This window comes from Phytohabitans sp. LZ39 (genome assembly GCF_059359075.1).
In genome coordinates this window covers 195,330-217,610 of sequence record NZ_JCADBM010000013.1, presented here as the reverse complement: position 1 = coordinate 217,610, position 22,281 = coordinate 195,330, and the positions used below count along the sequence as shown (strand labels likewise).

The 22,281-nt window shown below is 72.0% G+C and carries 22 protein-coding genes and 1 pseudogene; 6 read left to right on the top strand and 17 right to left on the bottom strand.

The window, feature by feature from the left end:
• The first annotated feature begins 402 nt into the window (after positions 1-402).
• Entirely contained in the window at positions 403-2,340 is a 1,938-nt protein-coding gene (locus tag AC5L36_RS25045; protein WP_441220482.1) for a helicase-associated domain-containing protein, read from the top strand.
• A gap of 54 nt (positions 2,341-2,394) precedes the next feature.
• Here AC5L36_RS25045 and AC5L36_RS25040 read toward each other — a convergent pair whose 3' ends face one another.
• Positions 2,395-3,453: a DUF2293 domain-containing protein gene (locus AC5L36_RS25040; protein ID WP_441220481.1), complete on the bottom strand. Its 1,059-nt coding sequence runs from the start codon at positions 3,451-3,453 to the stop codon at positions 2,395-2,397.
• A gap of 593 nt (positions 3,454-4,046) precedes the next feature.
• Here AC5L36_RS25040 and AC5L36_RS25035 point away from each other — a divergent pair.
• Together AC5L36_RS25035 and AC5L36_RS25030 are read left to right on the top strand one after the other, a co-directional pair.
• Positions 4,047-4,889 (top strand): alpha/beta fold hydrolase, encoded by an 843-nt coding sequence (locus AC5L36_RS25035; RefSeq protein WP_441220479.1) that lies wholly within the window; start codon positions 4,047-4,049, stop codon positions 4,887-4,889.
• 223 nt (positions 4,890-5,112) lie between these two features.
• Positions 5,113-6,474 carry a DUF2786 domain-containing protein gene (locus tag AC5L36_RS25030; protein WP_441220477.1) on the top strand — a complete coding sequence of 454 codons (1,362 nt, stop codon included), beginning with the start codon at positions 5,113-5,115 and terminating at the stop codon, positions 6,472-6,474.
• 58 nt (positions 6,475-6,532) lie between these two features.
• Here the strand turns inward: AC5L36_RS25030 and AC5L36_RS25025 are convergent, their stop codons facing one another.
• Positions 6,533-6,751, bottom strand: a complete 219-nt coding sequence (locus AC5L36_RS25025; protein ID WP_441220475.1) for a hypothetical protein — start codon at positions 6,749-6,751, stop codon at positions 6,533-6,535.
• Between the two features lie 146 nt (positions 6,752-6,897).
• Between AC5L36_RS25025 and AC5L36_RS25020 the strand changes: the two genes are divergently transcribed.
• Complete coding sequence (locus AC5L36_RS25020) at positions 6,898-7,359, top strand: nuclear transport factor 2 family protein (RefSeq protein WP_441220473.1); 462 nt, start codon at positions 6,898-6,900, stop codon at positions 7,357-7,359.
• 5 nt (positions 7,360-7,364) lie between these two features.
• On the opposite strand, the pseudogene AC5L36_RS25015 reads toward AC5L36_RS25020, so the two are convergent.
• Together AC5L36_RS25015 and AC5L36_RS25010 are read right to left on the bottom strand one after the other, a co-directional pair.
• Positions 7,365-7,754, bottom strand: a pseudogene (locus AC5L36_RS25015) (nuclear transport factor 2 family protein); the annotation flags it as partial.
• A 37-nt stretch (positions 7,755-7,791) separates the two neighbouring features.
• A complete protein-coding gene (locus AC5L36_RS25010) occupies positions 7,792-8,850 on the bottom strand; it encodes a sigma-70 family RNA polymerase sigma factor (RefSeq protein WP_441220471.1) in 1,059 nt (352 codons plus the stop codon).
• A gap of 204 nt (positions 8,851-9,054) precedes the next feature.
• On the opposite strand from AC5L36_RS25010, the gene AC5L36_RS25005 reads away from it, so the two are divergent.
• The gene (locus tag AC5L36_RS25005) at positions 9,055-9,279 is read left to right on the top strand and encodes a hypothetical protein (RefSeq protein WP_441220469.1); all 225 of its coding nucleotides are present in this window, start codon (positions 9,055-9,057) and stop codon (positions 9,277-9,279) included.
• Positions 9,280-9,287: 8 nt separating this feature from the next.
• Here AC5L36_RS25005 and AC5L36_RS25000 read toward each other — a convergent pair whose 3' ends face one another.
• Positions 9,288-10,091 (bottom strand): hypothetical protein, encoded by an 804-nt coding sequence (locus AC5L36_RS25000; protein WP_441220467.1) that lies wholly within the window; start codon positions 10,089-10,091, stop codon positions 9,288-9,290.
• Between the two features lie 58 nt (positions 10,092-10,149).
• Positions 10,150-10,476 (bottom strand): hypothetical protein, encoded by a 327-nt coding sequence (locus AC5L36_RS24995; RefSeq protein ID WP_441220465.1) that lies wholly within the window; start codon positions 10,474-10,476, stop codon positions 10,150-10,152.
• A gap of 55 nt (positions 10,477-10,531) precedes the next feature.
• Here AC5L36_RS24995 and AC5L36_RS24990 point away from each other — a divergent pair, with 55 nt between their 5' ends.
• Positions 10,532-11,407: a hypothetical protein gene (locus AC5L36_RS24990; protein ID WP_441220464.1), complete on the top strand. Its 876-nt coding sequence runs from the start codon at positions 10,532-10,534 to the stop codon at positions 11,405-11,407.
• A 62-nt stretch (positions 11,408-11,469) separates the two neighbouring features.
• Here AC5L36_RS24990 and AC5L36_RS24985 read toward each other — a convergent pair whose 3' ends face one another.
• The 11 genes from AC5L36_RS24985 to AC5L36_RS24935 all read right to left on the bottom strand — a co-directional run bounded on the left by AC5L36_RS24985 (position 11,470) and on the right by AC5L36_RS24935 (position 22,182).
• Positions 11,470-12,756, bottom strand: coding sequence for a hypothetical protein (locus AC5L36_RS24985; protein WP_441220462.1), 1,287 nt, complete (start codon positions 12,754-12,756; stop codon positions 11,470-11,472).
• A complete protein-coding gene (locus tag AC5L36_RS24980) occupies positions 12,743-13,264 on the bottom strand; it encodes a SigE family RNA polymerase sigma factor (RefSeq protein WP_441220460.1) in 522 nt (173 codons plus the stop codon). Before AC5L36_RS24980 ends, AC5L36_RS24985 begins: the two co-directional genes overlap by 14 nt.
• A gap of 63 nt (positions 13,265-13,327) precedes the next feature.
• Entirely contained in the window at positions 13,328-14,170 is an 843-nt protein-coding gene (locus AC5L36_RS24975; protein ID WP_441220459.1) for a sulfotransferase family protein, read from the bottom strand.
• An 88-nt stretch (positions 14,171-14,258) separates the two neighbouring features.
• On the bottom strand, positions 14,259-15,329 hold the full coding sequence (locus tag AC5L36_RS24970; protein WP_441220457.1) for a polyprenyl synthetase family protein: 1,071 nt from the start codon (positions 15,327-15,329) through the stop codon (positions 14,259-14,261).
• The gene (locus AC5L36_RS24965) at positions 15,326-16,711 is read right to left on the bottom strand and encodes an alkaline phosphatase family protein (RefSeq protein ID WP_441220455.1); all 1,386 of its coding nucleotides are present in this window, start codon (positions 16,709-16,711) and stop codon (positions 15,326-15,328) included. The genes AC5L36_RS24970 and AC5L36_RS24965 overlap by 4 nt, the downstream gene beginning before the upstream one ends.
• Entirely contained in the window at positions 16,708-17,805 is a 1,098-nt protein-coding gene (eboE, locus tag AC5L36_RS24960) for a metabolite traffic protein EboE (RefSeq protein ID WP_441220453.1), read from the bottom strand. The genes AC5L36_RS24965 and eboE overlap by 4 nt, the downstream gene beginning before the upstream one ends.
• Entirely contained in the window at positions 17,805-18,656 is an 852-nt protein-coding gene (locus AC5L36_RS24955) for a TatD family hydrolase (RefSeq protein WP_441220451.1), read from the bottom strand. The genes eboE and AC5L36_RS24955 overlap by 1 nt, the downstream gene beginning before the upstream one ends.
• Positions 18,656-19,246 (bottom strand): EboA domain-containing protein, encoded by a 591-nt coding sequence (locus tag AC5L36_RS24950; protein ID WP_441220449.1) that lies wholly within the window; start codon positions 19,244-19,246, stop codon positions 18,656-18,658. Before AC5L36_RS24950 ends, AC5L36_RS24955 begins: the two co-directional genes overlap by 1 nt.
• Positions 19,243-20,082 (bottom strand): sugar phosphate isomerase/epimerase family protein, encoded by an 840-nt coding sequence (locus AC5L36_RS24945; RefSeq protein WP_441220447.1) that lies wholly within the window; start codon positions 20,080-20,082, stop codon positions 19,243-19,245. Before AC5L36_RS24945 ends, AC5L36_RS24950 begins: the two co-directional genes overlap by 4 nt.
• Positions 20,079-20,945, bottom strand: coding sequence for an SCO3242 family prenyltransferase (locus AC5L36_RS24940; RefSeq protein ID WP_441220445.1), 867 nt, complete (start codon positions 20,943-20,945; stop codon positions 20,079-20,081). Before AC5L36_RS24940 ends, AC5L36_RS24945 begins: the two co-directional genes overlap by 4 nt.
• Complete coding sequence (locus AC5L36_RS24935) at positions 20,938-22,182, bottom strand: inositol-3-phosphate synthase (RefSeq protein WP_441220443.1); 1,245 nt, start codon at positions 22,180-22,182, stop codon at positions 20,938-20,940. The genes AC5L36_RS24940 and AC5L36_RS24935 overlap by 8 nt, the downstream gene beginning before the upstream one ends.
• Positions 22,183-22,281: the final 99 nt, after the last annotated feature.

The window sequence follows — 22,281 nt, the reverse complement described above, 5'->3', positions numbered from 1 at the left end:
CGTCAGCATCAACCACCGCGGCTACCCGCGGCCGCCGTGACGCCATCCGCACCGGCAACGGGACGCCGGCCACGGTCAGAGGCTGTTTCGCATTCCGCCGTGTCAGGCCCATCTCGTCTGCTACACCATTGCCGTCGGGGCGGGCGCGCCCTTGACCGGCTGTAGGCCGGAAATGCGTTAGTGATTCGCATCCGGCAGCACGTTTCCCTCGTACGGCGTACCGCCGCTTGCCGCCAGACGGGTACGCCGTAAGTTGTCCGGGTGCCGTCCCTCGCCGCTCACCTTCACACCCTGAGCCTGGACCAGCTCACCAGTCTTGTCGCGACCCGTCGCGACGCGACCCTCGAACCCGCGCCGAAGACCGCCGACCAACTCGCCGCACGGCTCCTGCACCCCTCGTCGATGGCGGCCGGCTGCGCGTTGCTCACCCTGCCGCAGCTACAGGTGGGCGAGGCCGCCGCCGCGCTGGGCGACGGGTGTACCGCCGTGCGGCTGGCGACGCTGCTGGGCGTACCGGCGGACGACCCGGACCTGGCCGCGGCGCTGCGCCGGCTCACCCAGCTCGCCCTCATCTGGCCGCACGCCGACGGCTTCGCCGCGGCACAACTGAGCGTGGTCTGGCCGCACCCGCTGAATCTCGGGCCCGGCGCCGCCGAGCTGCTCACCACACACAACATGACTGAGCTGCGCAGGCTGGCGAAGCTGTACGGCATCCCGGCCGCCGGCCACGGCAAGAACGAGTTGATCGCCGCGCTGGCCGGCTGGCTGGCACAGCCGGATAACGTGCGCCGCCTCGCGGCGCAGGCCCCCGCCGAAGTCCGTGTCCTGCTCGACATGCTCGCCCGCCGCCCGGCCTCGCCCTTTGGTATGCGAGGAATCATGTTCGGCGCACCCGGGATGCCGGTACCGTGGGCCGCCGAGCGTGGTCTCGTCGTCAGTTCCGGGTGGGGCAGCTGTGATATGCCCCGCGAGGTCGCTTTCGCGCTGCGGAGCGACTACGTCGCTCCGTTCGACCCGCGGCCACCCGCCGTATGTGTCACCCCGGTCGAGCCAGAGGCTGCCGAACAGGAGGCCGCAGCCGCCGCTGTCGAGACCCTCGCCGCGATCACCGCAACCGTCGAGACCATAAGCAGCGGCCCGGTGCCCTTGCTCAAGACCGGCGGCCTCGGCGTACGCGAACTTCGCCGGATCACCAAGTCGTCCGGCTACGACGAGGACCGCACCCGCTTGACTATTGAACTGCTCGCCGCCGGTGGCCTCACTGATGCCTCTGCCACCGGTCTCGCACCCTCCATGAGCTACGAGGAGTTCGCCGCGGCCGATCCCGCCGACCAACTGCTCGACATCGTTCAGACCTGGCTGACGATGCCCGCGTGCCCGCTCGCGCCGGCCGACCCGACCGCGACAACAACCCGTGTCCTCTACTGGGACGAGGCGGAGGAGATCGCCTTGGCCGGCCTGCGTGCCCTGATCTTGCGCACTCTCGTCGACACCGTTCCCGACGGGCAGGCTGCCGACCCCGGCACACTCGCCGACCGGCTGTCTTGGCAGAGCCCAGTCCTGACCGACCCGATCGACGAGGACTTGCAGCGATACGTCACGGGCATCTGGCGGGAGGCGCATCGGCTCGGCCTACTCGCCCAGGGAACAACGACCAGACTCTGCCGCAGCCTAGTGATCGGTGACTTCGACGCGGCCTATCGGCACGCCCAGGCCATGCTGCCCGGCACCCGAAGCTCGGCGATATTGCAGAACGACCTCACCGCGGTAGTGACCGGCATCCCGTCCGCCAATCTCCTGGCCCTGCTGGACACCGCAGCCGCGCCAGAGTCCCGCAGCGGCGCGTGGACCTGGCGTTTCTCGCCGGCCAGCATCCGCGCCGCGCTCGACGCCGGTAACAACGCAGCGGACCTGCTCACCCAGATCACCGAGGTAGCCGAAGGCGGCCGCGTACCCCAAACACTCGCCTACCTGATCGACGACGTAGCCCGCCGGTACGGCCGGGTTCAAGTGCACCCAACCGGCTGCTGCCTGTGCAGCGACGACGAAACCCTGCTCACCGAAATACTCAACACCCGCTCACTTCAGACCCTGCACCTGGTCCGGCTCGCCCCGACCGTGGTCGCCAGCGCGAAACCGCAGGCCGAAACGCTGGCCGCACTACGCGCCGCGGGCCACGCCCCCGCCGCATTCCGCACCGACGGCGGTCCGGCGATCGAGATCCCGCGACGTCGCCACGCCGCTCCACCACCCAACCAGCCAGACAGCGGCGGCATGGCCGCCTTACCACAACTGAACGACCCGGCGCAGGTCGCACGGGCCTTGCTCGGCAAACGCTGACGCCTTGACTCCGGGCTGTCGCAGAATTGGAAGGCCCAGGACGCAGTCCGACCGTCAAGCCGGGTGTCGCCACCGTTCGAGGACGCGGTCGATGTCGTCGCGAATCCGCTCCCGGGCCTGCTCACGTGGCACACCGGCCATCAGCAGTTCGTCGTACTCGGTGTCCTCGTGCCGTACCGAGGCGATCACGGCCAGGGTCACGGCGTCGGGGTCGAGCGCCCGACCAGCGGCGCTACGCCCCACCCGGCCGCTGCTGCGGGTACCGGTATGTCGGCTGATCGCCGCTGCCCGCCGCGGCGGGCAGCCGGGAAACAGCCGGCCGATCTGTTCGGCCAAATCCTGCTGGAACCGCTCGTCCGCGACCTCTCGCCGCTCCCGGTCCCGATCGCGGCGGCGGGCACGGGCCTCCTCATCGGACAGGCACTGCTGCTCCGCCTGCTCGACCGCGGCGTCCTCGACCAGCAGTCCCTGCCGCTCGTAGCGCTTGCGGGAGCGGCTGAACCGCACCACCACCGCCGAGAGCCGGCTGGCCTGTTTCGCACGACGGGTCAGTGCCGCGTCGCCGGCTGGCAGGAACACCAGGTGATCGAGGTCCGCACAGGTGAGGCAGGCTGGCCCGGCATCCTCCATCATCAGCATGTCGGCGTCGGTGCGCCCGCAGCCGACGCAGGTGAACACCTTCAATGGCTGCACCACCACCAGGTCCGGTGGCTTGCTCTGCCGGGTGGTCAGCCGCTCCCGCTGCCGCTCCGGCAGGTCCGCCGGCATCCAATGAGTGCGGTAGGTGAGCTCGAGCGCGGGATCACCGGCGGCGGTGAAGCGCAGCGGCCGCCGGTCGCGCGTGGCGGCCAGGTACTCGACCTCGCTGGGCCGCAGGCCACGGCCGGCCACCCAGCGGCGGAACACCTCCAGCGCGTCGGCGATCCGGTCGGCCGACACCGCCGAGATGGCCTCGAGGTGCGGCGCGCGGCCCTGCCGCCAGTCCGTCACCCGCCCGAGCGGCACCCAGCCCATCCCAGTCAGCACATCGAGCGGGCTCACGTAACGCTGGCGGGTCAGCGCCTGCTCGGCGGCGGTCACCACCCGGCGCTCCATCTTCGAAGCGGGCTGCACGGACGGCAGGCTACCCGGTGCGACGCTCAGCCGGCGATTGGATCGAGTCGTGCCGCCAAGCCATGGAATGCCACGACGCCCTGCCTGGGTACCGTGACTTCCTTGGCTTCGCCGCTGAGATCGGCGTGCCGCCGCTTGGACTCCACCTGGGGTTATGGGTAGACCCTCCTGACGCAGCGTCACCAGCCGCGGGGGGTCGGGCTTTGAGATCTAGGACGGTTAGGGTTGATATACCGCCCACTCTCCAAGATCTCGCATCGTGCGCCGTGCGTATCGTCGCGGCGGTCACTCACGGTCACGGCACCTCGATTCGATCTGTCGCCGCCGCCTCAGAGCGGGGCGTTGTGGACAAACGGCGACCGCGCGCGGTACGACCCGGGGTGAGCGGGACCAGCGGCGGACGGGTGAGGCCGCGGGAGCAACGGCATGGACCACGACGGACGTCGCGGTAGCTCAAATCTGCTCTTGAACTGAGGTTTCGGGGCCGCCGCGCTCCCTGGACAAGGTCGGGTGTTCTTCCGGTGGTCGTCAGAGCGGTGCGATGAGTTTCCGCGTGCTGATTCGTCTCAGTTGACGACTCGAAGGGAGCGGGAATGCGGATCAAGGTCAACGGTGTCGAGTTGTGCGTGGAGACCTCCGGAGACCCGGCGGATCCGCCGGTGCTACTGGTCGGCGTCACCGTGCTGAGCTGGCCGGACGAGCTGTGCGCGGCGCTGGCCGGGCGGTACGTGGTGCGCTACGACCTGCGCGACGCCGGCCAGTCGACGTTCGTCGACCCGGACGCGCCCGCCTACGACCTGCGCGACCTGGTGACCGACGCGTCCGAGCTGCTGGTGGCGCTGGATCTGGGGCGTGCGCACGTGGTCGGGATGGGCGTCGGCGGTTTCGTCGCGCAGCTGCTCGCGCTCGACCATCCGGATCAGGTCGCGTCGCTGACGTTGGTCTCCACCCGTCCGGTCGCGCCCGGTCCGGTCGATCCCGACCTGCCCGACCATGCGCCGGAGGTGATGGGGCAGCTGTTCGGGCGTCCCCAGCCGGACTGGACCGATCGGGACAGCGTGGTCGACTACATGACTGATGGCGCGCGGCTGATGGCCGGGTCGCGAGGATTCGACGAGCAGGACGTGCGCGCGGCCATCGGGTCGGTCTTCGACCGCGCGGGACGGACGGCGAAGGCGCAGCGTGCGAGCCACCTCGGCAGCATGTTCGCGGCCATCGACTGCCAGCCGCGGTGGCGCGAGCGGCTCGGCGGGATCACGGCGCCGACCCTGGTGGTGCACGGGGACGAGGATCCGTTCTTCCCGCACGGAAACGGGGTGGCGCTGGCCGCGGAGATCCCGGGCGCCACGCTGCTCACACTGCCCGGCATCGGTCAGGGCCTGCCGCGCGTGACGTGGCCGGCCGTGGTGGACGCCCTGTTGCGCCACACGTCCTGACCGCCGCTCTGGCCCGAGGGAGCGTGCGGCGTTGACCATCTGGTCGAGCGCTCGACCGGCGGGCGCTCCAGCTTCGCAGCGGGCCGCATGGCGGCAGGCATCCCGGCCCGGTCAGCAACGCGATCGTGGTAACCACCGGCGTTCCCTCGTTCGGGGCACCTGGGCCGGCGGGTCTGGTTGGTAGCTTTTTTGGGTTCGTGTCGTCGGGTGGGGGCAGTGGTCGATGGGCAAGAACAGCCGCGAACGGCACAAGGCCAAGCGGAAGGCCGCGGCGTCGGCACAGCGTCGAAGGGCCGCCGGGACGGCCGGCACTGACGATCCGTTGGGCATGTTCGGCGTGCCACATGTGCCGTCCCAGCGTCGGATCGCCGAGCAGATCATCGACGAGGCGGTCCATGCCCACGACCGGGAAGACACCGACGAGCTCGATCGCTGCCACGCTCTGCTGTCCGCCGGTCCTGGTGGTGCTACCGGCATCCAGGTGGTCAACCGCGCCTTGCTGGCCTCCCTGCTACGCGAGGTCGAGCGCGCGTGGCGGCGCGGCTGGCAGCCGGCCGAGCTGGCACGGGTGGCCCGCCGCCAGCACACCACGCGGCACGGCCGGCTCGTGGTCGACGCCATCGCGGCGCAGATGCGGAGTTACTCCAGGGCGGCCGTCCACCAGCAGTGGCAGTCGCAGTTGTCCACCCTTGACGCGCGGGTGTGGTGGGAGCACGACGACCACTACGTGACCGCGTGGGGCGAGCGGGAGGGCGTCGACCGCGCTGGGATGATCATCACCGTCATCGAGGTGCTCCATCTGCTCGCGACGTTGCCGCCGATCGCACCGGTTGGCCCTATGCCGGGCGATGCCGTCGCCGCCGCGGTGACACCCACCACCGACCTCGATCAGCGGTTGATCTCTCGGGTCCGTGCGTTGCTGGCCAAGGCGGAGTCGACCGAGTTCCCTGAGGAAGCCGACGCCTTCACGGCGAAGGCACAAGAGTTGATGGCCCGTCATCGCATCGATCACACCCTGCTCGTCGCGAAGACGGGCGTCCGTGATCAGCCATCGACCCGCCGCGTGATCATAGACAATCCGTACGAGGCGCCCAAGACATTGCTGCTACAGGTGGTCGCGGAGGCTAACAACTGCCGCGCGGTGTGGACGAAGGCGTTCGGCTTCACCACCATTGTGGGCTTCGCGGCCGATCTGGAGTCGACCGAGCTGCTGTTCACGTCACTGCTCGTACAGGCGACGAGGGCGATGACGCAGGCCAAGCCGAGCGTCGACAGGAGTGGGCACAACACGACCCGTTCGTTCCGGCAGTCATTCCTGACGGCATACGCGTCGCGAATCGGCGAACGGCTCAGCTCCGCCGCCGAGGAGGTCGTGGAAAGGGAAATGACCGCGTCGGCGGGCGCCGCCCAGCTGCTGCCGGTGCTCGCCGCGCGTGACGACGCGGTGCGTGCCGCCTTCGAAAAGCAGTTTCCCGACCGGACACGACAGACGACAGCCGTCAACAGCCGGGCCGGCTGGGCCTCGGGCCGGGCGGCGGCTGACCAGGCCTCGCTGCACGGGCGGCAGGCTGTCGCACACCAGTGATCGGCTGTGTCAGGCCGGCGCCGGGGAGCGACTGCCACACGGAGACGGCGATGTGGTGTCAGCCGGTGCGGCGGTTGCCCCATCGACGCTGACTCTGGACCGAGTCACGACCGCCCGGATACCCGCCCTGACGTTGCGACTGCGGCTGTGCCGACTTGCCCTTGCCCTTGGCACGCCGCTCGGCCCGGTTGGCGAAGACGGGAACGTCCGGCGTCTCCTCACCAGCGCCCGAAGCCTCGTCGGGCTCACCGTCTGGCGGCGTGGCGGTCTCAGGCATCGAAGCCTCCTGGAATAGCTCGGTGCGGCGGCGCGGACGACGCCGACCACAGCGTAACCCGCCGGTCAGCGCGCGGCGGCGCCGTGGCGGCGCGCCGCCTCACATTCCGATGGGCTGCGCCGTCGTACGCACAAAGGAGGAAACAGATGACTGACTTCCAGACCATCGCGGACCGCGTCGAGATCGAGGCGCTGCGCGGCGAGTTCAGCGACGCGGCGATGATGCGCGACCGCGTCCGCCTGGCGTCGCTGTTCATACCGGACGGCGCGCTGCGGATGCCCAACATCCCGGCCGAGCTGATCGGCCGCGAGGAGATCCGTGCCGGGGGCGAGCGCCTTCAGGCCCAGTGGGACTTCTTCGTGCAGAACACGCACCCCGGCACGATCCAGCTCGACGGCGACACAGCGACCGGCCGCACGTACATCCAGGAGATCGCGCGCACGCTCGACGGCCGCCAGGGGATCAACTTCGCCATCTATCACGACCGCTACCAGCGCACCCCGGAGGGCTGGAAGTTCGCCGAGCGGGTCTACGAGGTCAGGTATCTCGACGAGAGCCCGCTGGCGGGCTCGGCTCCCCGAGGTACCAGATCGTCCACAGTGGCCTAACTGGCGAGCGGGAACGAGTGGTGCTCATGGGTGACCACCCACCTGCCGTCCCGCTTGTGCAGGCCGAGCGTCAACCGCAGCCGGTTGGCGGGGTTGGCGGCGAACTCGTCCGCCGTGCCGCAACGCAGCAGCGCGTAGGCGAACGCGACCTCCTCGCCGGCGGTCACGTCCAGCGACTCGATGTCGAACGACGCCCCCTGCGCCTGCCACTCGAAGAAGGGCGGCCACGTCTCACGGTAGGCGTCGATCCCCCGCACGCCTTCGTGCGGCGGCGGCACGTCGAACATCACGATGTCGTCGGCGTGGTCGGCGAGCACGGCGTCGAGGTCGCCGCGGTGCACGGCCTCGGCCCAGCGTTCGATTAGGGTGCGGATCTGTTGTTGGTTGGTGGCCATGTGGGCTCTGTCCTTCCGGTTGCCATGTCGGTCAGGACTACAACCCGGGCCACCCGGCAAACTCATCGCGCGCCGGCGGGTCGTTTTCGGCGAGTTGAGCCGGCAGGCCGAAGCTGGTCAGGTCGGCTTCCAGAAACGAGACGACCTCGGCCACCCGCCGGCCGCGCAGCATGACCAGGTCCAGCCCACAGGGCATGAAGGCGGAGCGGGCGTCGTCCCACATGTACGTGCCGAACGCCAGCTGCCCGTTGGCCCAGACAGGCAGGAAGCGCCAGCGACGCCGGAGGACCCCGTCGAGGAGGAAGCCGCGGATCCCGTCGTGGCCCGTGTACCAGGCCGTGAGCGGCGGCATCGAGTACCGCGCGTCCTCGGTGAGCATGGCCACGATGCCCTCGATGTCGCCGGCCTCCCACGCCGTCGCGTACCGCCGGGCGACCTCCCGCTGCCCCGCGTCGCCGAGCGCGTCGAGGGTGCGTGCCTGGCTGGCCTCCGGCAGCAGGTCGGCGAGGACCTTGCGCGCGCGTTGCAGGGCGCTGTTGACGGCGGCGACCGAGGTGTCCAGCAGGCCGGCGGTTTCGCTCGCCGGATAGCCGAGGACCTCGCGCAGCAGGAGGACGGCCCGCTGCCGGGGCGACAGGTGCTGAAGCGCGGCGACGAACGCCAGCTCCACACTCTCCCGCGCGATCACCCGGGCCTCCGGGCTCAACCCCGCGGTCCAGTCCATCAACCGATCCGGGAACGGTTCGACCCATGCCGCCTCGACCAGCGGCGCGCCCTCCGGGCTCATGTCGGTGGGCAGCTCCCGCCGCTTCCGGCGCTCGACGAGCGTCAGCGCGCGGTTCGTCGCGATCTTGTACAGCCACGGTCTGATGTGCCCGCCGTGGTCGTCGAACCGCGCCAGGCTCCGCCACGCCCGATCGAGGGTGTCCTGGACCGCGTCGTCGGCGTCGTGGAGCGAGCCCAGCAGCCGGTAGCAGTGCGCACGCAACTCCCCGCGCAAGGGCCCGACCAGGCGCCCGAACGCGTCGCCGTCACCGGCTCGCGCCGCCTCCAGCAGCTCCGCCGTGCCGCGCCCGGCATCCGTGCCCTGTCCCATCAGCGCGAGGCTACGCCACCTCCGGCGGCTGGCGGCTGGGGATGAGCGTGGGAGGCCGAACCGTGCGAGCCGAAGCGCTCGACGAGATGGCGCACATGGCCGTCTTCCTGGCCCCCGACCGGGCGAGCGGGATGACCGGCACCACCGTCAACCTCACGATGGTCAGTCTCGACGACTGACCGCCGGGGATGGGACCATGCCGCTATGGCTGGTCCCGATGGTTTCGAATATTCGGTCCGCGCGGATGGCACCGTGCTCATCCGGCACCGGGGTCGGCCCGCCACCACGGTGCGCGGCGGCCGGGCGGCGGAGTTTCTGGCCGAGGTCGAGGAGGGCGACCCGCAGCAGGTCATGGCGCGGTGGACCGGGCAGTATCGCCGCGGCAACGAGCGCACGGCCAAGCACCACCCGCGCAACGCCGGCCGCTGAGCCGCCGCTCAGGTGAGCACGACGCGCGGGATCGGTGCGGTGTCGGCGTTCCACGCGGGCATCGGGCGCACGCTGCGCACCGGGCGGCGGGCCGGGCGGGTGCTGCGGGCTGGGCTCGACGCCTGCCGCACGCGCAGCGCGGCCGAGAGTGCCTCGCTGTCGAGGCTCCGCTTGGCGGCCACGGCGACCTCCGCCGCACGCCACGCCGCACGTTCTACTTCGGACAGTGTTTCGCACGCGCGGCGCAGCCGGTCGCGTCGGGCGACGCGCAGGCGGGTCTCCTGCTCGAACGGGTGGCGACGCGGATCCCATCCGCCCCGACCGGCGATCACGTCGCCAAACTCTTCTGCCGTAAGGTCTCCGCGGCGGTAGGCGGTCGCGGCGGCCCGCTCCAGGTAGCGACGGCGCGCCACGAGCTCATCCACTGTGGATGGTGTATCCGGTACACCAAAGGCCTCCGCCTGAATTGACCGTCGCGCCGCCTCGGTCGCGTCGTCGTAGGCCCGCCACGCGGCCTGCTGGGTGCGTGACACCGCGGCCCACTCGGCGCGCCGCCGCTCCGCCGTGACCGCGGCCCGGCTCGCCGCGACGGCGACCTCCTCCGCGTACCGGCGCAGCTCGGCCTCGCGCGCGGCGGGTGACTCGCGCCGCGCCCTGACCCGCCGCTCAGGTCGCGGCCGGGTCCGCCGCCAGCGGCGCTGGGCGGACACCGCCATCGCCACGAACGGGGCCGCGCCGATCACGATGAGCGCCAGCCAGATGAGGGCGGCGCCACGGACGTCGATCAGGAAACCATGGAAGTCGATATTCACGGAATACACCTCACCCACGGGATAGAGGGGTAACGGGAGGAGGGTCGTGTGCCGGGGGTCAGCGAGCCGGCCGCGGCGGGGCACGCTGGCCCGTCGCCGACCGGTCGGCACTGGTGGCCGTGACCTGCCCGGCGGGCACCGGCGCCTGCGCGACCCGCGGCTCGGCCTCGGGCGCGACAGCGGCGGGAGCCTCGGCCACGGCCGCCGCATCGATCTCTGTGGACACTCCAACCTCGACGCAGACGCTCACCGGCGTCGACACGTCGGGCGGGGTGGCCGCGTGGGCGGACCCCGGAATGGCCAGCACGCCCAGGAGGGCGAGACCCACGGCCAGACGTCCGCGCAGGCGACCCCGCTCGCGGCGGGTGGGCGCGGCGTCGGACATCCATACACGTTATCGCAGTCGGGAACCGGACACGCCACAACGCCGTCAAAAGGAGATGACCATCGCACCCGGCTTTCGCGCGGCTGCCGCCGCATCCCTGTTTTTGCTGGTCGCGTGCGCCCAGGATGGCGGTAACAGCACGCTACCGGCCGGCGCGCCGGAGCCGCGCGACCCGGACACCGTCGCGCTGCGGATCGACCACACCGGCGGCTTCACGACTCCGGGCGACAACGTCGCACGGTTACCCATCGTGACGATCTACGGCGACGGGCGCGCGATCGTCCAGGGCCCGCAGCCCGCGATCTACCCCGGTCCGGCGCTGCCCAACCTCCAGGTGATCAAGATCTCGAGCGCGGACGTGGACAAGCTCGTCGCCCGCGCCACTGGCGCCGGTGTCGGCACCGCCAAAGACCTGGGACAGCCGCCCATCGCCGACGCGCCCTCGACGCGCTTCACCGTCGGCGCCGAGGGTGGTCCGGCCATCACCGAGGTGTACGCGCTGAGCGAGGCCGACAACGCCAGCGGCCTGACCGCCGACCAGGTGGCCGCCCGCACCAAGCTGCGTGACCTACTCACGGCGGTCAGCGACCTGCCCACCACCCTGGGCATCAAGGCCGGTTCGGAGCAGGCGTACGAGCCGGTCACGCTGGCGGCCATCGCCTCGCCGTACGTCGCGCCCGACCCGGCCACCGTCGGCAAGGAGCAGACGGCGGTCGCGTGGCCCGGGCCGGCACTGCCCGGCACCTCGGTCGGCAAGGGCCTGGAGACCGGCTGCGTCACGGTCACCGGCGCCGACACCGCCAAGGTGCTCGCCGCGGCCGGCAAGGCCAACGCCGCCACACCGTGGACATCGGACGGTCGCAAGTGGACGGTCATCCTCCGCCCGCTCCTTCCCGACGAGGCCGGCTGCGCCGACCTGCTCAACCGGTAGGAGCGCGCCAAGGTCTCCGTGAGCGTCGGCGGGCCCACGGAGACCCTCGTGCGCGCCGTGCGTCAGAGCTGGCACTTCCAGATGCCGGGCTTCGGCGCCTTCTCCTCCGGTGACCCGTTGGCGAGCACGGTCAGCTCGTGCCCCACCTCTTGTGCCCACACCGCACCCTCGCCGATGACGGGCACCGGGATCGCCTCGCCCTTCGGACCTTTCCGGTCGGGGTCGGCCGTCGGCACCGGCCCTCGCCGGATCCGGCCGTCGACGTAGGTCAGCACCGTCGGCGACCACCCGGTGGGCACCGTGAGGGCGCTGAACCAGCCGGTGTTACCGACGGCGTTCAGGGTGTCGGTCGGCTCCCCCAGGATCTGGGCGGGGCCGCCCTTGAGCCTCCAGCGCACCGGTGCCATCTCCTGGGTCTGGAAACCCTTGTCCATCTTGGCGCGGACGACGAACCCCAGGACCCAACCGTCGTGAACGGTGAGCGCGCCGCCGCCGTCCCAACCGGTCGGCACCTTCAGCTCGCGGGCACGGCCCTCCTTGGTCCAGAGGTACGGCCGGCCGGGCTGGTGCTCGCCCTTGAGTTTCCCGACCACCGGCCGGGTCTCGCCCACCACGGTGCCGTCGGCGCCTATCCCGTGCGCGAGCGCGTTTTCCGGAGCGGCGAGGACGCGTGGCCTGTCCAGTGCGCCAGCCGGCCACACGACGGCGTGCCACCGGTCGCCCGATCGCGCCGTGCCGACGACATCCCCACGATCGTTGAGCGCGCTCGCCGAGGGATCCTGGAAGCCCTTCGGTGCCGCCAAATTCACGAACCGGCCGTCCCGATACAGCCACACCTGCGCCGGCCGCTTCGGGTCCCCGGTCCGCATCAGCCACGGGCTCCCGAGGACATCGCCCCGGCTGTTGACCGCGACGGCGGCCGAGTCTCCGACCGGCACGCCACTGAGCACCGTGGGAACCTTGTCCTTCCAGAGCACCGCCTGTGCCGCCACCTCCTCCTGGCTGGCCCGGGCATATCCGACGGCATAGCGGCCGGAACCGTCCGCGCCGGCCACCCCACCGGTCGTGGCCCCGGGCGGGAGCGCCAGCGTCTCCACCAACCGGCAGGACACGGGGCGGTCGTCCGCGACCAGTTCCACCGGGTCATCCCGGCGCAGCGTCGCGGCGGCCACCGCGGAGGTCCCGGTGACGATCACCGTCACGGCCGCGGCCACCGCCGCGCGGCGGCTGATCGTCTGGCGACGGCCGGTGCGCCGGGCGCGCTCCACGTCGGAGCCGATCGGCGGGACGTCGGTGTCCCGCATCAACGTACGCAGGGCCTCGCCGGCCCGCTCTTCATCCCACTGCATCTTTCCTCCCCGGTGTGTGAATCTGAACGTCGAGGAGATCCCGCAGGGCGGCCAGGCCTCTGCTCGTGTGGCTCTTGACGTTGCCGGGCGAAGTGCGCAGCGCCGCCGCCACGTCGTCGACCGACATGTCGCAGGCGAAGCGGAGCACGAGCACCGTGCGCTGCGCCCGGGGCAGCCGGGCGAGCGCGGTGCGCAGCGAGTCCCGCTCCTCGACACCGGCCGGCGGCGAGGCGGCGACGCGTTCCGGTGGCTCGGACATCAGCCGCACCCGCGCCCAGCCGAGCCGCTTTTCGGCCAGGTAGGCCCGGACGAGCATCCGGTGCACGTACGCGTCGAGGTTGTCCGCCTCTCGGGCACGCCGCCACTTTCGGTAAAGCGCCGTCATCGTGGCCTGCACGATGTCGTCGGCCCGATGCTGGTCGCCGCACATCAGGTACGCGGCGCGGTGCAGTACGGGTCGGCGTGTGGTCACGAACTCGACGTACTCGCGCTCTTCCTCACCTCGCACGGAACCCTCCCCATCTCCTCACTCCGGAGATGCGGTCGCCGCCGCGTGCGGTTGCAGTGTGGATCAGTCGGGCAAATCGGAAGCAGGCCATGGATCGGACCAGCCCAGCAGCTCGGCCAGCCGCGCGTTGTACGGCACGAAGTAGTCACGCAGCGCCCGAGCCACCTCCTCCGGCGGCCCGCCCCGCTCCACGCGCCGGGTGTGCTGGGCGAACCGCGGCGGCAGGAACGGCTCCAGGTCGAGAAACTCCAGCAGCTCCGCGTACGTCGTCGCGGGATCGGCGTAGAAGTCCTCGCTGCGCACGACCATGATGCGGTCGCGCGGCACGTGGCGAAACCACCGCTCCAGCTGCTCGGCGTACCGCCCGCGGGCCGCGTACGAGTACCGGCGGAGCACCGTGTGGGCGGCCCGGCTGTCCGGACCGGCGCGCAAGGCCCACGCCAGCCGGTCGTGCTCGGCCGCGATCGCCTCGGCGAACGTGAGCGACTCCGCGCCGTACGAACGGGTTTGCAGGTAGTGCGAATACGCCCGTTCGACCGGGTCGCGCAGCAGCGCGATGTACCTCCCGTACGGCAGTGTGGCCGCCGCCCGCTCGGCCGCGCGCGGGTGGAAGAGGTAGTACGGGCTCGCCTCGAAGCTCAGCCGCCCGGCCATCGGCGCCGGGAAGTGCCCGCGGTACCAGCGCTCTCCGCGTCCATAGTGGATGCTGAAGAACTGGATCTCCTTGCCGGTCGCGGCACGGACCTGCGGGTGCTCGGCGAGGTACCGGTGCAGCGATGTGGTGCCGCACCGCTGGCCGCCGATGACGAGGAAGTCGGGCAGCGCGCCGGGGGCGACCGCGCGCGCCCAGGCCCGCGTGCTGCGCACGGCCCGCCGCACGGTGTCGACGGTGGGGCGGCGGCTCATGACACCCACGCCGCTACCATCCGTAGCGCCATGGTCACCTCCCGAACCGTCCCGGAACGGACGGCTCAGAGTCTGCCATACAACGGCGTCAGCGCTGCCTGTTGATCGCCGATCCGGCCAGCCCCACGAGCGCCTCGCGCGCCTCGACGGGGATCGGGGCGTCGGCGAGGGCGGCGACGGCCGCGTCGGCGCGTACCCGGATCATCTGCTCGATGCGCTCCAGGGCGCCGGTGTCGACGATGATGGCGCGCAGCTCCTCGGCGCCGCCGGCGTCGAGATCGGGGTTGCCGAAGAGGTCGCGCAGCCGGGCGGCCTGCGCCCGGTCGGCGCCGCTGCGCGCCAGCGCCATCATCACGGTCGGCTTGCCCTCACGTAGATCGTCCAGGATGGACTTGCCGGTGAGCGCGGGATCGCCGAAGACGCCGAGCACGTCGTCGCGGAGCTGGAACGCGTCGCCGAGCGGGTCGCCGAACGCGGTGTACGCGGCGTGCAGCTCCTGGCCTCCCCCGGCCAGCCCGGCGCCGATCTGGAGCGGCCGGGTCACCGTGTATCGCGCGGCCTTCATCCTGATCACGGTGAGCGCGCTCGCCACCGAGCCGTCGCCGACCCCGGAGACCAGATCGAGGTACTGGCCGGCGATCACCTCGGTGCGCATGTGCGCGAAGACGCCGTATCCGCGGTGGATCTGCTCGGGCGGCAGGCCGCACTCGTGGAACATCTGGTCGGCCCACGCCGCGCAGAGGTCGCCGCAGAGCAGCGCGGTGTTGCGCCCGAAGGAGGCCGAGTCCCCGCGCCACATCGACTTGGTATGCAGCTCCGCGAAGACCTTGTGCACGGACGGCTCGCCCCGGCGCCGGTCGCTGCCGTCCATGATGTCGTCGTGGATGAGCGCGAACGCGTGGAACAGCTCCAGCGCCGCGGCCGCGACCACCACCTCGGGACGGTCGAGGCCGCCGGCGCCGCGCCAGCCCCAGTAGCAGAACATCGGCCGCAGCCGCTTGCCACCCGCGAGCACGAACCGCCGCAGCGTCGCCAGCACCCCGCGCGGCGCGCCGTCCGGCCAGTCCGGGTCCTGCCGGCCGATGAACGCCGCGAGCTCGGCGTCGAAACGCCTGCGCAGATCGTCCAGTTCGGACTCCCGGGCGACCTCGACCGTCATGGCTTCAGCCCGGCCAGGCTGAGCAGGAAGCGCTTGACCTCCGTCGCCGCGAGGTGTGGGCGGGCGGCCGAGCGGTCCGAGCAGATGAGCACCGGCGCGTCGTTCGGGTGGGCCGGGAGGCGGCCGTGCGTGCCGCGCACCGCCTTCGCGCCGGCGTCGAGGCCGACCGCACTCATCAGGTATCGCATGCCGAGCTTTTTGCGGGCCAGAGCGGCGCCCGCCCGCCGCTTGGCCGCGCCCGGATTGGCCGGGTCGAAGAAGAGCTCCGCGGGGTCGTAGCCGGGCTTGCGGTGGATCTCGACAAGGCGGGCGAAGTCGGGAGCGCGGTCGTCGTCGAGCCAGTAGTAGTACGTGAACCAGGCGTCCGGCTCGGCCACCAGCACCAGCTCGCCGGAGCGCTCGTGGTCGAGCCCGTGCGCCGCCTTGCCCGCCTCGTCGAGCACCTCGTCGACACCCTCCAGATTGGAGCAGAGCTTCGCGACGGCGGGGATGTCGGCCGGGTCCTTGACGTACACGTGGGCGATCTGGTGGTCCGCGACGGCGAACGCCCGCGAGGTCCACGGGTCCAGGTACTCCATACCGTCCTGTGTGTACACCCGCAGGAAGCCCTCGCTACGCAGCGTCCGGTTGATGTCCACGGGGCGCCGGGCGTCGGTGATGCCGTACTCGGAGAGGGCCACCACCGTCGCGCCCCGTGCGGCGGCCGCGTCGAGCAGCGGCGCGAGCACTCGGTCGAGTGCCGACGCGGCGGCGGCCGCCTTCGGCGCCGACGGCCCGAAGCGCTGGAGGTCGTAGTCGAGGTGCGGCACGTACACGAGGGTCAGGTCGGGGTTGTGGTCCGCCATGATCTTCTCGGCGGCCTTGCAGATCCACTCCGACGACGGCAGGCCGGCCGTCGGGCCCCAGTAGGTGAAGAGCGGAAAGCCGCCCAGCGCGCCGACGAGGTCGTCGTGCAGCTCGGGCGGATCCGTGTAGCAGTCGGGCTCCTTGCGCCCGTCGGCGTAGTAGATGGGGCGCGGCGTGACCGTCCAGTTGACGTCCGCGCCCATCGCGTACCACCAGCAGACGTTGGCCACGGTGTAGCCGGGCTGGGCCTTGCGGGCCGCGTGCCACAGCTTCTCGCCGCCGACGAGTGCGTTGTGCTGGCGCCACAGCAGCACCTCGCCGAGGTCCCGGAAGTACCAGCCGTTGCCCACGATGCCGTGCCCGGCGGGTGTCTCCCCGGTCAGAAACGTGGACTGCACGCTGCACGTGACCGCCGGCAGCACGGTGCCGAGCGAGGCGTGGAAGCCGGCGTCGGCGACGGCCTTGAGCTTCGGCATGTGTGCCAGCAGCCGGGGCGTCAACCCCACCACGTCGATGACGACCAGTGGCGTGGTCATCGTGCCTCCTCATTCATCAGGGAACGGGCGAAAGCCAGCTCCGCCGCGATGCCCGCGGCCACGTCGGCGTCCGTGCGCGGCCGCTGTTCTTCCGGTAGTACACCCCAGGTGTACGTCTCCACGTCGAAGTGGTCGCAGTATTCACCCGCCAGGAGCTCACGCATCGCGGTGCGCAGGACCGGGACGGTGGAGGTGAGCGGCGCGGCCGGCTCGGCGTGCAGCGGCACGTGGTAGTGCACCCGCCAGGGGCCCTTGAACTCCCGCTCCAGCGCCTCGTCGAGGTCGTCGGCCGCGTCTCCGTGCGCGGAACGGGTCTGGTGCAGGAAGCGCGGCTCGACGTACCCCCGCAGCACGTCCGCCGCGGCGACCGGGTCCGCGGCCTCCAGCGCGGCGGAGACCTGCACCTTCACGATCGGCAGGCCAGCGGCCCGGAGCCGAGCCAGCGCCTCGACCGGCTCCTCCCAGGCGCAGGCCAGGTGGGCCAGGTCGAGGCAGACGCCGAGCCGATCGGTGTCCACACCGGACAGCGCGGCGGCGGCCTGCGCGGTGTTTTCCACGACGCAGCCCGGCTCGGGCTCGAAGGCGACCCGCACCGGCCGGCCGGACCGCTCGGCGATCCCGGCGAGGCCGGCGGCCAGCTCGTCGAGCGTGCGGTTGGCGGCGTCCGCGCGGCCGGAGTCCCACGGCTCCCGCCAGGCCAGCGGCAGCGTGGAGATCGAGCCGCGCGCCGCCCGGTCCGGTAGCAGGTCGACGAGCACACGAGCGAGGTTCAACGTGTAGTCGAGCCGGCGGCGGTCGGTCCAGTCCGGGTAGTAGACGCCGAGCTTGACCACCGGCGCCTGAAACGCCTCGTACGGGAAGCCGTTGAGGGTCACCACTTCCAGCCCGCGCGTGTCCAGCTCGCGGCGCAGGCGCTGCCGCAGCGCGGCGTCGGTGGCCAGCTCGGCGGCGAGCGGAGCGGCCAGCCACAGCCCCAGCCCGAGCACGTCGGCGTCGAGGTGGCGGCGGATGGCGGCGGCGTACGTGTCGAACTGCCGCACGATCCCGTCGAAGTCTTCCGCCGGGTGCACGTTGGTGCAGTAGCTCAGGTGCATCAGCTGCCTCCCCGGAGGATGGAGTTGCCGGCGAAGGTCGCTTCCTTCTCCTCCACATCGGACAAGTCGAGCCGGCCGGACTGGCCGTAGAACGCAACGGGGTTGCGCCACAGCACGAGGTCGACGTCGTCTTCGCTGAAGCCGGCGGCGAGCATCGCGTCGGCGGTGGTGCGGGTCAGCAGCGGGTCGGAGCGGCCCCAGTCGGCGGCGGAGTTGACAAGCATCCGCTCCAGCCCGTACTCCTCCAGGATCTTCACCATGCGCGGCGGCGACATCTTGGTATCCGGGTAGATGGAGAAGGCCAGCCAGCACCCGCTGTCGCGGACCAGCCCGACGGTGACCTCGTTGAGGTGGTCGATGACGACCCGCCCCGGGTCGATGCCCGACTCGGCCACGACCGCCAGGCTCCGCTCGGTGCCCCGCGCCTTGTCGCGGTGCGGCGTGTGGACCAGCGCGGGCAGCTCGTGCTCCACCGCGAGGGCGAGCTGCGCGGCGAAGACCTCGTCCTCCTCGGGCGTCATCGAGTCGTAGCCCACCTCGCCGACCGCGACCACGCCGTCCTTCTCCAGGTAGCGCGGGAGGAGGTCAAGCACCTCGCGGCAGCGCGGGTCGTTGGCCTCCTTGGGGTTGAGCGCGATCGTGGCGTGGTGACGCACGCCGAACTGGCTGGCCCGAAACGGCTCCCACCCGACCAGCGAGTCGAAGTAGTCGGTGAACGAGCCGGCGCTCGTCCGCGGCTGCCCGAGCCAGAACGCCGGTTCGACGATCACGGTGATGCCGGCGGCCGCCATCCGCTCGTAGTCGTCGGTGGTCCGCGAGGTCATGTGGATGTGCGGGTCGAAGATGCGCATCAGAGTCCCTTCAACCGGTCGAGCAGGGCGAGCGCGTCGGGGGCCATGTCGCGGCCGGCCGCCCGGCGCTCCTCGACGAGGCCGGCGAGCATCGTGGCGAGCTCGGCGTCCGCGCGCTCGTCAAGACTGTCCACACTGGAGAGCGGCACGCCCATGAAGACGCATTTGAGCACCGCCTGCCGCCAGGCCGCGTCGTCGAGGTGCCGGGCGTACGGCCCGAGTGCGGCGGCCACCAGACGCGTGTCGTTGGTGCGGATCGCGTCGCGCAGCAGTGGCACGCCCTCGTCCGCGATGGGCAGCAGCGGCAGCGCCTTGAGCACGGCCCGCTTTTCGGCCGCGTCGCCGTAGCGGTACAGCCCTTCCGCCTCGGCCACGACCCGATCCTTCGGTAGCGCGGCGAGCAGCAGCGCCCGCGCCGCCTCGTCGGTGGTCCAGCCGGATGGATCCGCGAGCGGCTCGCGCCCGACCCGGCGCCCGGCGGCGGGAAAGAGCCGCCCGATCGCGCCTGGATCCGCCGCTACGCGCTCCAGCGCCTCGCCGAGCCAGCCCTGCGCGGGTACGGCCGCCCGAAGCTCGGTCACAGTGGTCACGAAGCCTCCCCATCCCGCTCTGCCTTGCGGAGGAACTCGATGGAGTGAGCGGCGACCGTGGGCGCGGCGTGCGAGTGGCGGGGCAGCTCGACGGCGACCAGGCCGCGGTAGCCGGCCTCGGTCAGCGCCCGCAGTACCGGTGGGAAGTCGATCTCGCCGGTGCCGAACTCCAGGTGCTCGTGCACACCCCGGCGCATGTCGTCGATCTGCACGTTGACGAGGTGGTCGGCCACCGCGGTCACGCACTCCGGCACGGACACCGGCTCCAGACACCGGCAGTGTCCGATGTCGAGCGTGATGCCGAAGCCGGGCGGGGCGCCGAGGTCGGCGTGCAGCCGGCGCCACGCGGCGATGTCGTCGACCAGCATGCCGGGCTCGGGTTCGAAGCCGAGCGTCACGCCGGCCGCCGCGGCGAACTCCACGATCTCGGCGCAGCCGCGCACCAGGCGGCTCCACGGGTCGACGACGCCGGCCGGTGTGACGCCGGACCAGAACGAGACCGCCTCGGCGCCCAGGTCGGCACCGACGCGTACGGCCCGGCGCAGGAACTCCAGGCGCTTGCCCGGCTCGTCGTGCAGCAGCGTCGGCGCGTGCTTGTGCCACGGGTCGAGCAGGTACCGGGCACCGGTCTCGATGACCGTCGACAGGCCGAGCCGGTCCAGTGTGGACGCCACGTCGTCGGTGCGGCGCGCCAGGTCGGGCCCGAACGGGTCGAGGTGGTCGGTGTCGAGCGTCAGCGCCACGCCCTCGTAGCCCAGGTCGGCGATGACCGCCAGCGCGTCGGTGAGCCGATGGTTGGCGAAGCCGTTGGTGCCGTACCCGAATCGAAGCGTCATGTCGGTGACACCATCCGGGCGAGACGGCGGGCGAGCGGCGCGATGGCGGCGACCACCACGCCGGCGGCCGGTGCGCCGGCACCGGCGGCGAGCGCGCCCTGGAGCGGTGGCAGGCCGGTGATGCCGGCGCCGACGGCCGCGCGTACCCGGGCGGCGGACGGGTCTGCGGCGACCCGGGCCTGTGCGGCGCCGTAGCCGGCCGCGTACCAGGCGGCGAGCGCGCCCGGCACCGCGGCGGCCGCACCCCGCCCGTTGCGCGCGGCGGGCAGGCCGGCCGACAGCGCCACCGCGGCCGTGCCGGCCAGGGTGGCGGCGGGCAGCGTGCGGTCGGCGCCGGAGACCTCACGGCGGGAGAGCGCCGTCACCGTGTACGTGTGCGCGGCGACCGTCAGCGCCGCCGGCAGCGCCCGGACCACGTTGCCCCGCGACGCGCCGAGCAGCACGTCGAGCCCCCGGCAGGCGGCCATGACGGCAGGGCCGGCGGGGGTGTTCTTGGCCCGCAGGTCGTACGCCCACACCGCGCCGGCCAGCGGGAGTGCGACGGACAGCGCGCGGCGGCCGCCGGCGAGAGCGGCGAGCGCGACGCCGGCGGCGGTCAGGCCGGCCGCGACACCCAGCGCCTGCGGCGGCGTGACCCGGCCGGACGGGATCGGCCGCTCCGGGCGCTCCACCGCGTCGAGCTCGCGGTCGGCCCAGTCGTTGGCGGCCATGCCGGACCAGTAGAGGCACACCGACGCGGCGGCGAGCCCCGCCGTGCGCGGCCCGAGCACGCCTCCCGCCGCGGCGCCCGCGACGACGTCGCCGGGCACGGAGAGCGCGGCCGGCGCCCGGACCAGCTCGGCGAACGCACGGAAGCTAGGCATCGGCGAGCCCGCGGACGAACGACGCCAGCAGCGCCCACTGCTCGGCCAGCGCGTGCGGCACCGTGCCAGCCGGCGCTCGCTCCGCTCGCGCTGGGTCCTGGGCAGATCCGGCTTCGTCCGTCCTCGCCGCTTCGCTCCTCGGATCGGATGTCGCCGGCCCCAGGACCGCACCCAGCGGGTCTTTGAAGAAGAACGCCAGCTCGGTCAGCGGGCCGGTGCGGCCGGACTTGTGCGCGGCGGCGGTGAGCCGGGCCAGGTCGAGCACGAGCGGCGCGGCGAGCGCGGAGTCGCATCCGTGCCAGGTGAACTCCATCCGCATCGACGTGCCGAGGAAGCCGCTGAACGTGATGAGGTCCCACGCCGTCTTGAAGTCGCCGATGTCGTCCACGTACTCGATGCGGGTGTTGCCCTGCGGCTCGTAGCCGAGCGTCTCGCCGAGCACGCGCTGCTTGCTGGTGGCCTTGGCCGCGTTGGCGCCCGGGTCGGCGAGGTTGGCGCCGTCGCCGCCGCCCAGCAGGTTGGTGCCGGACCAGGTGCGCACCCGCAGGTGGCGCATGGCGAACATCGGCGCGAGCACCGACTTGACGAGCGTCTCGCCGGTCTTGCCGTCGTGCCCGGCGTACGGGACGGCGTGGCGGTGGGCGAGGCTGTCGAGTGCCGGCAGCCGGGCACCGGTCGACGGGGTGAAGTCGACGTACGAGCAGCCGGAGGTGAAGGCCGCGTAGGCGTAGAGCGAGCTGGCCGGCAGCACCGTGCCGGGCTCGCCGAGCGCCTGCCGCAGCGCGTCGGCGTCGGCGTGCGCGGGGTGGGCGGCCGCAGCCGGCTCGGTGGACGAGACATTGACCACCACTACGCGTTCCAGGCCGTGGCGGAAGCGAAACGCGGCGATGTCTTCCGCGATGAGCGCGGCGGTCTCGAGCTGGGTGGCGGCCGCCGGCACCGGGCGGATCTCCGGCTCGACGGCCGCCAGCTCGTCGGTGAGCGCGGCGACGAGGCGCGCGGGCACCACGCCGGCGTCGGCCAGCGCCTCGGCCTTCTTGCACAGCCGGGTGGACGCCGGGTCGTGACCGCCGAAGACCAGGTCGGTGAGGGCTGGCAGCGCCGGGCTGCGCAGCTGCTCCAGCTCGGTGACGCAGCCGGTGGGGTCGGCCAGCCCGGCCTTGATCGCCGTCGCGCCAACGATGCTGGTCACGGCGACTGAACCGCGCCCGCCAGCGAGCCATACACCTGTCGCCATAGTGACCTCCCAACCTTGATTAGATACCAGACGATCATTCCCTACCCGGGCGTGCTAGAGGTCGTCTGGGGAAACGTGTAGCGATGCTTTTGGGCCCCG

Coding starts and splice junctions, on each gene's coding strand:
- AC5L36_RS25045 (WP_441220482.1), top strand. CDS start 403: ATGGCGGCCGGCTGCGCGTTGCTCACCCTGCCGCAGCTACAGGTGGGC.
- AC5L36_RS25035 (WP_441220479.1), top strand. CDS start 4,047: ATGCGGATCAAGGTCAACGGTGTCGAGTTGTGCGTGGAGACCTCCGGA.
- AC5L36_RS25030 (WP_441220477.1), top strand. CDS start 5,113: ATGGGCAAGAACAGCCGCGAACGGCACAAGGCCAAGCGGAAGGCCGCG.
- AC5L36_RS25025 (WP_441220475.1), bottom strand. CDS start 6,751: ATGCCTGAGACCGCCACGCCGCCAGACGGTGAGCCCGACGAGGCTTCG.
- AC5L36_RS25020 (WP_441220473.1), top strand. CDS start 6,898: ATGACTGACTTCCAGACCATCGCGGACCGCGTCGAGATCGAGGCGCTG.
- AC5L36_RS25010 (WP_441220471.1), bottom strand. CDS start 8,850: ATGGGACAGGGCACGGATGCCGGGCGCGGCACGGCGGAGCTGCTGGAG.
- AC5L36_RS25005 (WP_441220469.1), top strand. CDS start 9,055: ATGGCTGGTCCCGATGGTTTCGAATATTCGGTCCGCGCGGATGGCACC.
- AC5L36_RS24995 (WP_441220465.1), bottom strand. CDS start 10,476: ATGTCCGACGCCGCGCCCACCCGCCGCGAGCGGGGTCGCCTGCGCGGA.
- AC5L36_RS24990 (WP_441220464.1), top strand. CDS start 10,532: ATGACCATCGCACCCGGCTTTCGCGCGGCTGCCGCCGCATCCCTGTTT.
- AC5L36_RS24985 (WP_441220462.1), bottom strand. CDS start 12,756: ATGCAGTGGGATGAAGAGCGGGCCGGCGAGGCCCTGCGTACGTTGATG.
- AC5L36_RS24975 (WP_441220459.1), bottom strand. CDS start 14,170: ATGAGCCGCCGCCCCACCGTCGACACCGTGCGGCGGGCCGTGCGCAGC.
- AC5L36_RS24970 (WP_441220457.1), bottom strand. CDS start 15,329: ATGACGGTCGAGGTCGCCCGGGAGTCCGAACTGGACGATCTGCGCAGG.
- AC5L36_RS24965 (WP_441220455.1), bottom strand. CDS start 16,711: ATGACCACGCCACTGGTCGTCATCGACGTGGTGGGGTTGACGCCCCGG.
- eboE (WP_441220453.1), bottom strand. CDS start 17,805: ATGCACCTGAGCTACTGCACCAACGTGCACCCGGCGGAAGACTTCGAC.
- AC5L36_RS24955 (WP_441220451.1), bottom strand. CDS start 18,656: ATGCGCATCTTCGACCCGCACATCCACATGACCTCGCGGACCACCGAC.
- AC5L36_RS24945 (WP_441220447.1), bottom strand. CDS start 20,082: ATGACGCTTCGATTCGGGTACGGCACCAACGGCTTCGCCAACCATCGG.
- AC5L36_RS24940 (WP_441220445.1), bottom strand. CDS start 20,945: ATGCCTAGCTTCCGTGCGTTCGCCGAGCTGGTCCGGGCGCCGGCCGCG.
- AC5L36_RS24935 (WP_441220443.1), bottom strand. CDS start 22,182: ATGGCGACAGGTGTATGGCTCGCTGGCGGGCGCGGTTCAGTCGCCGTG.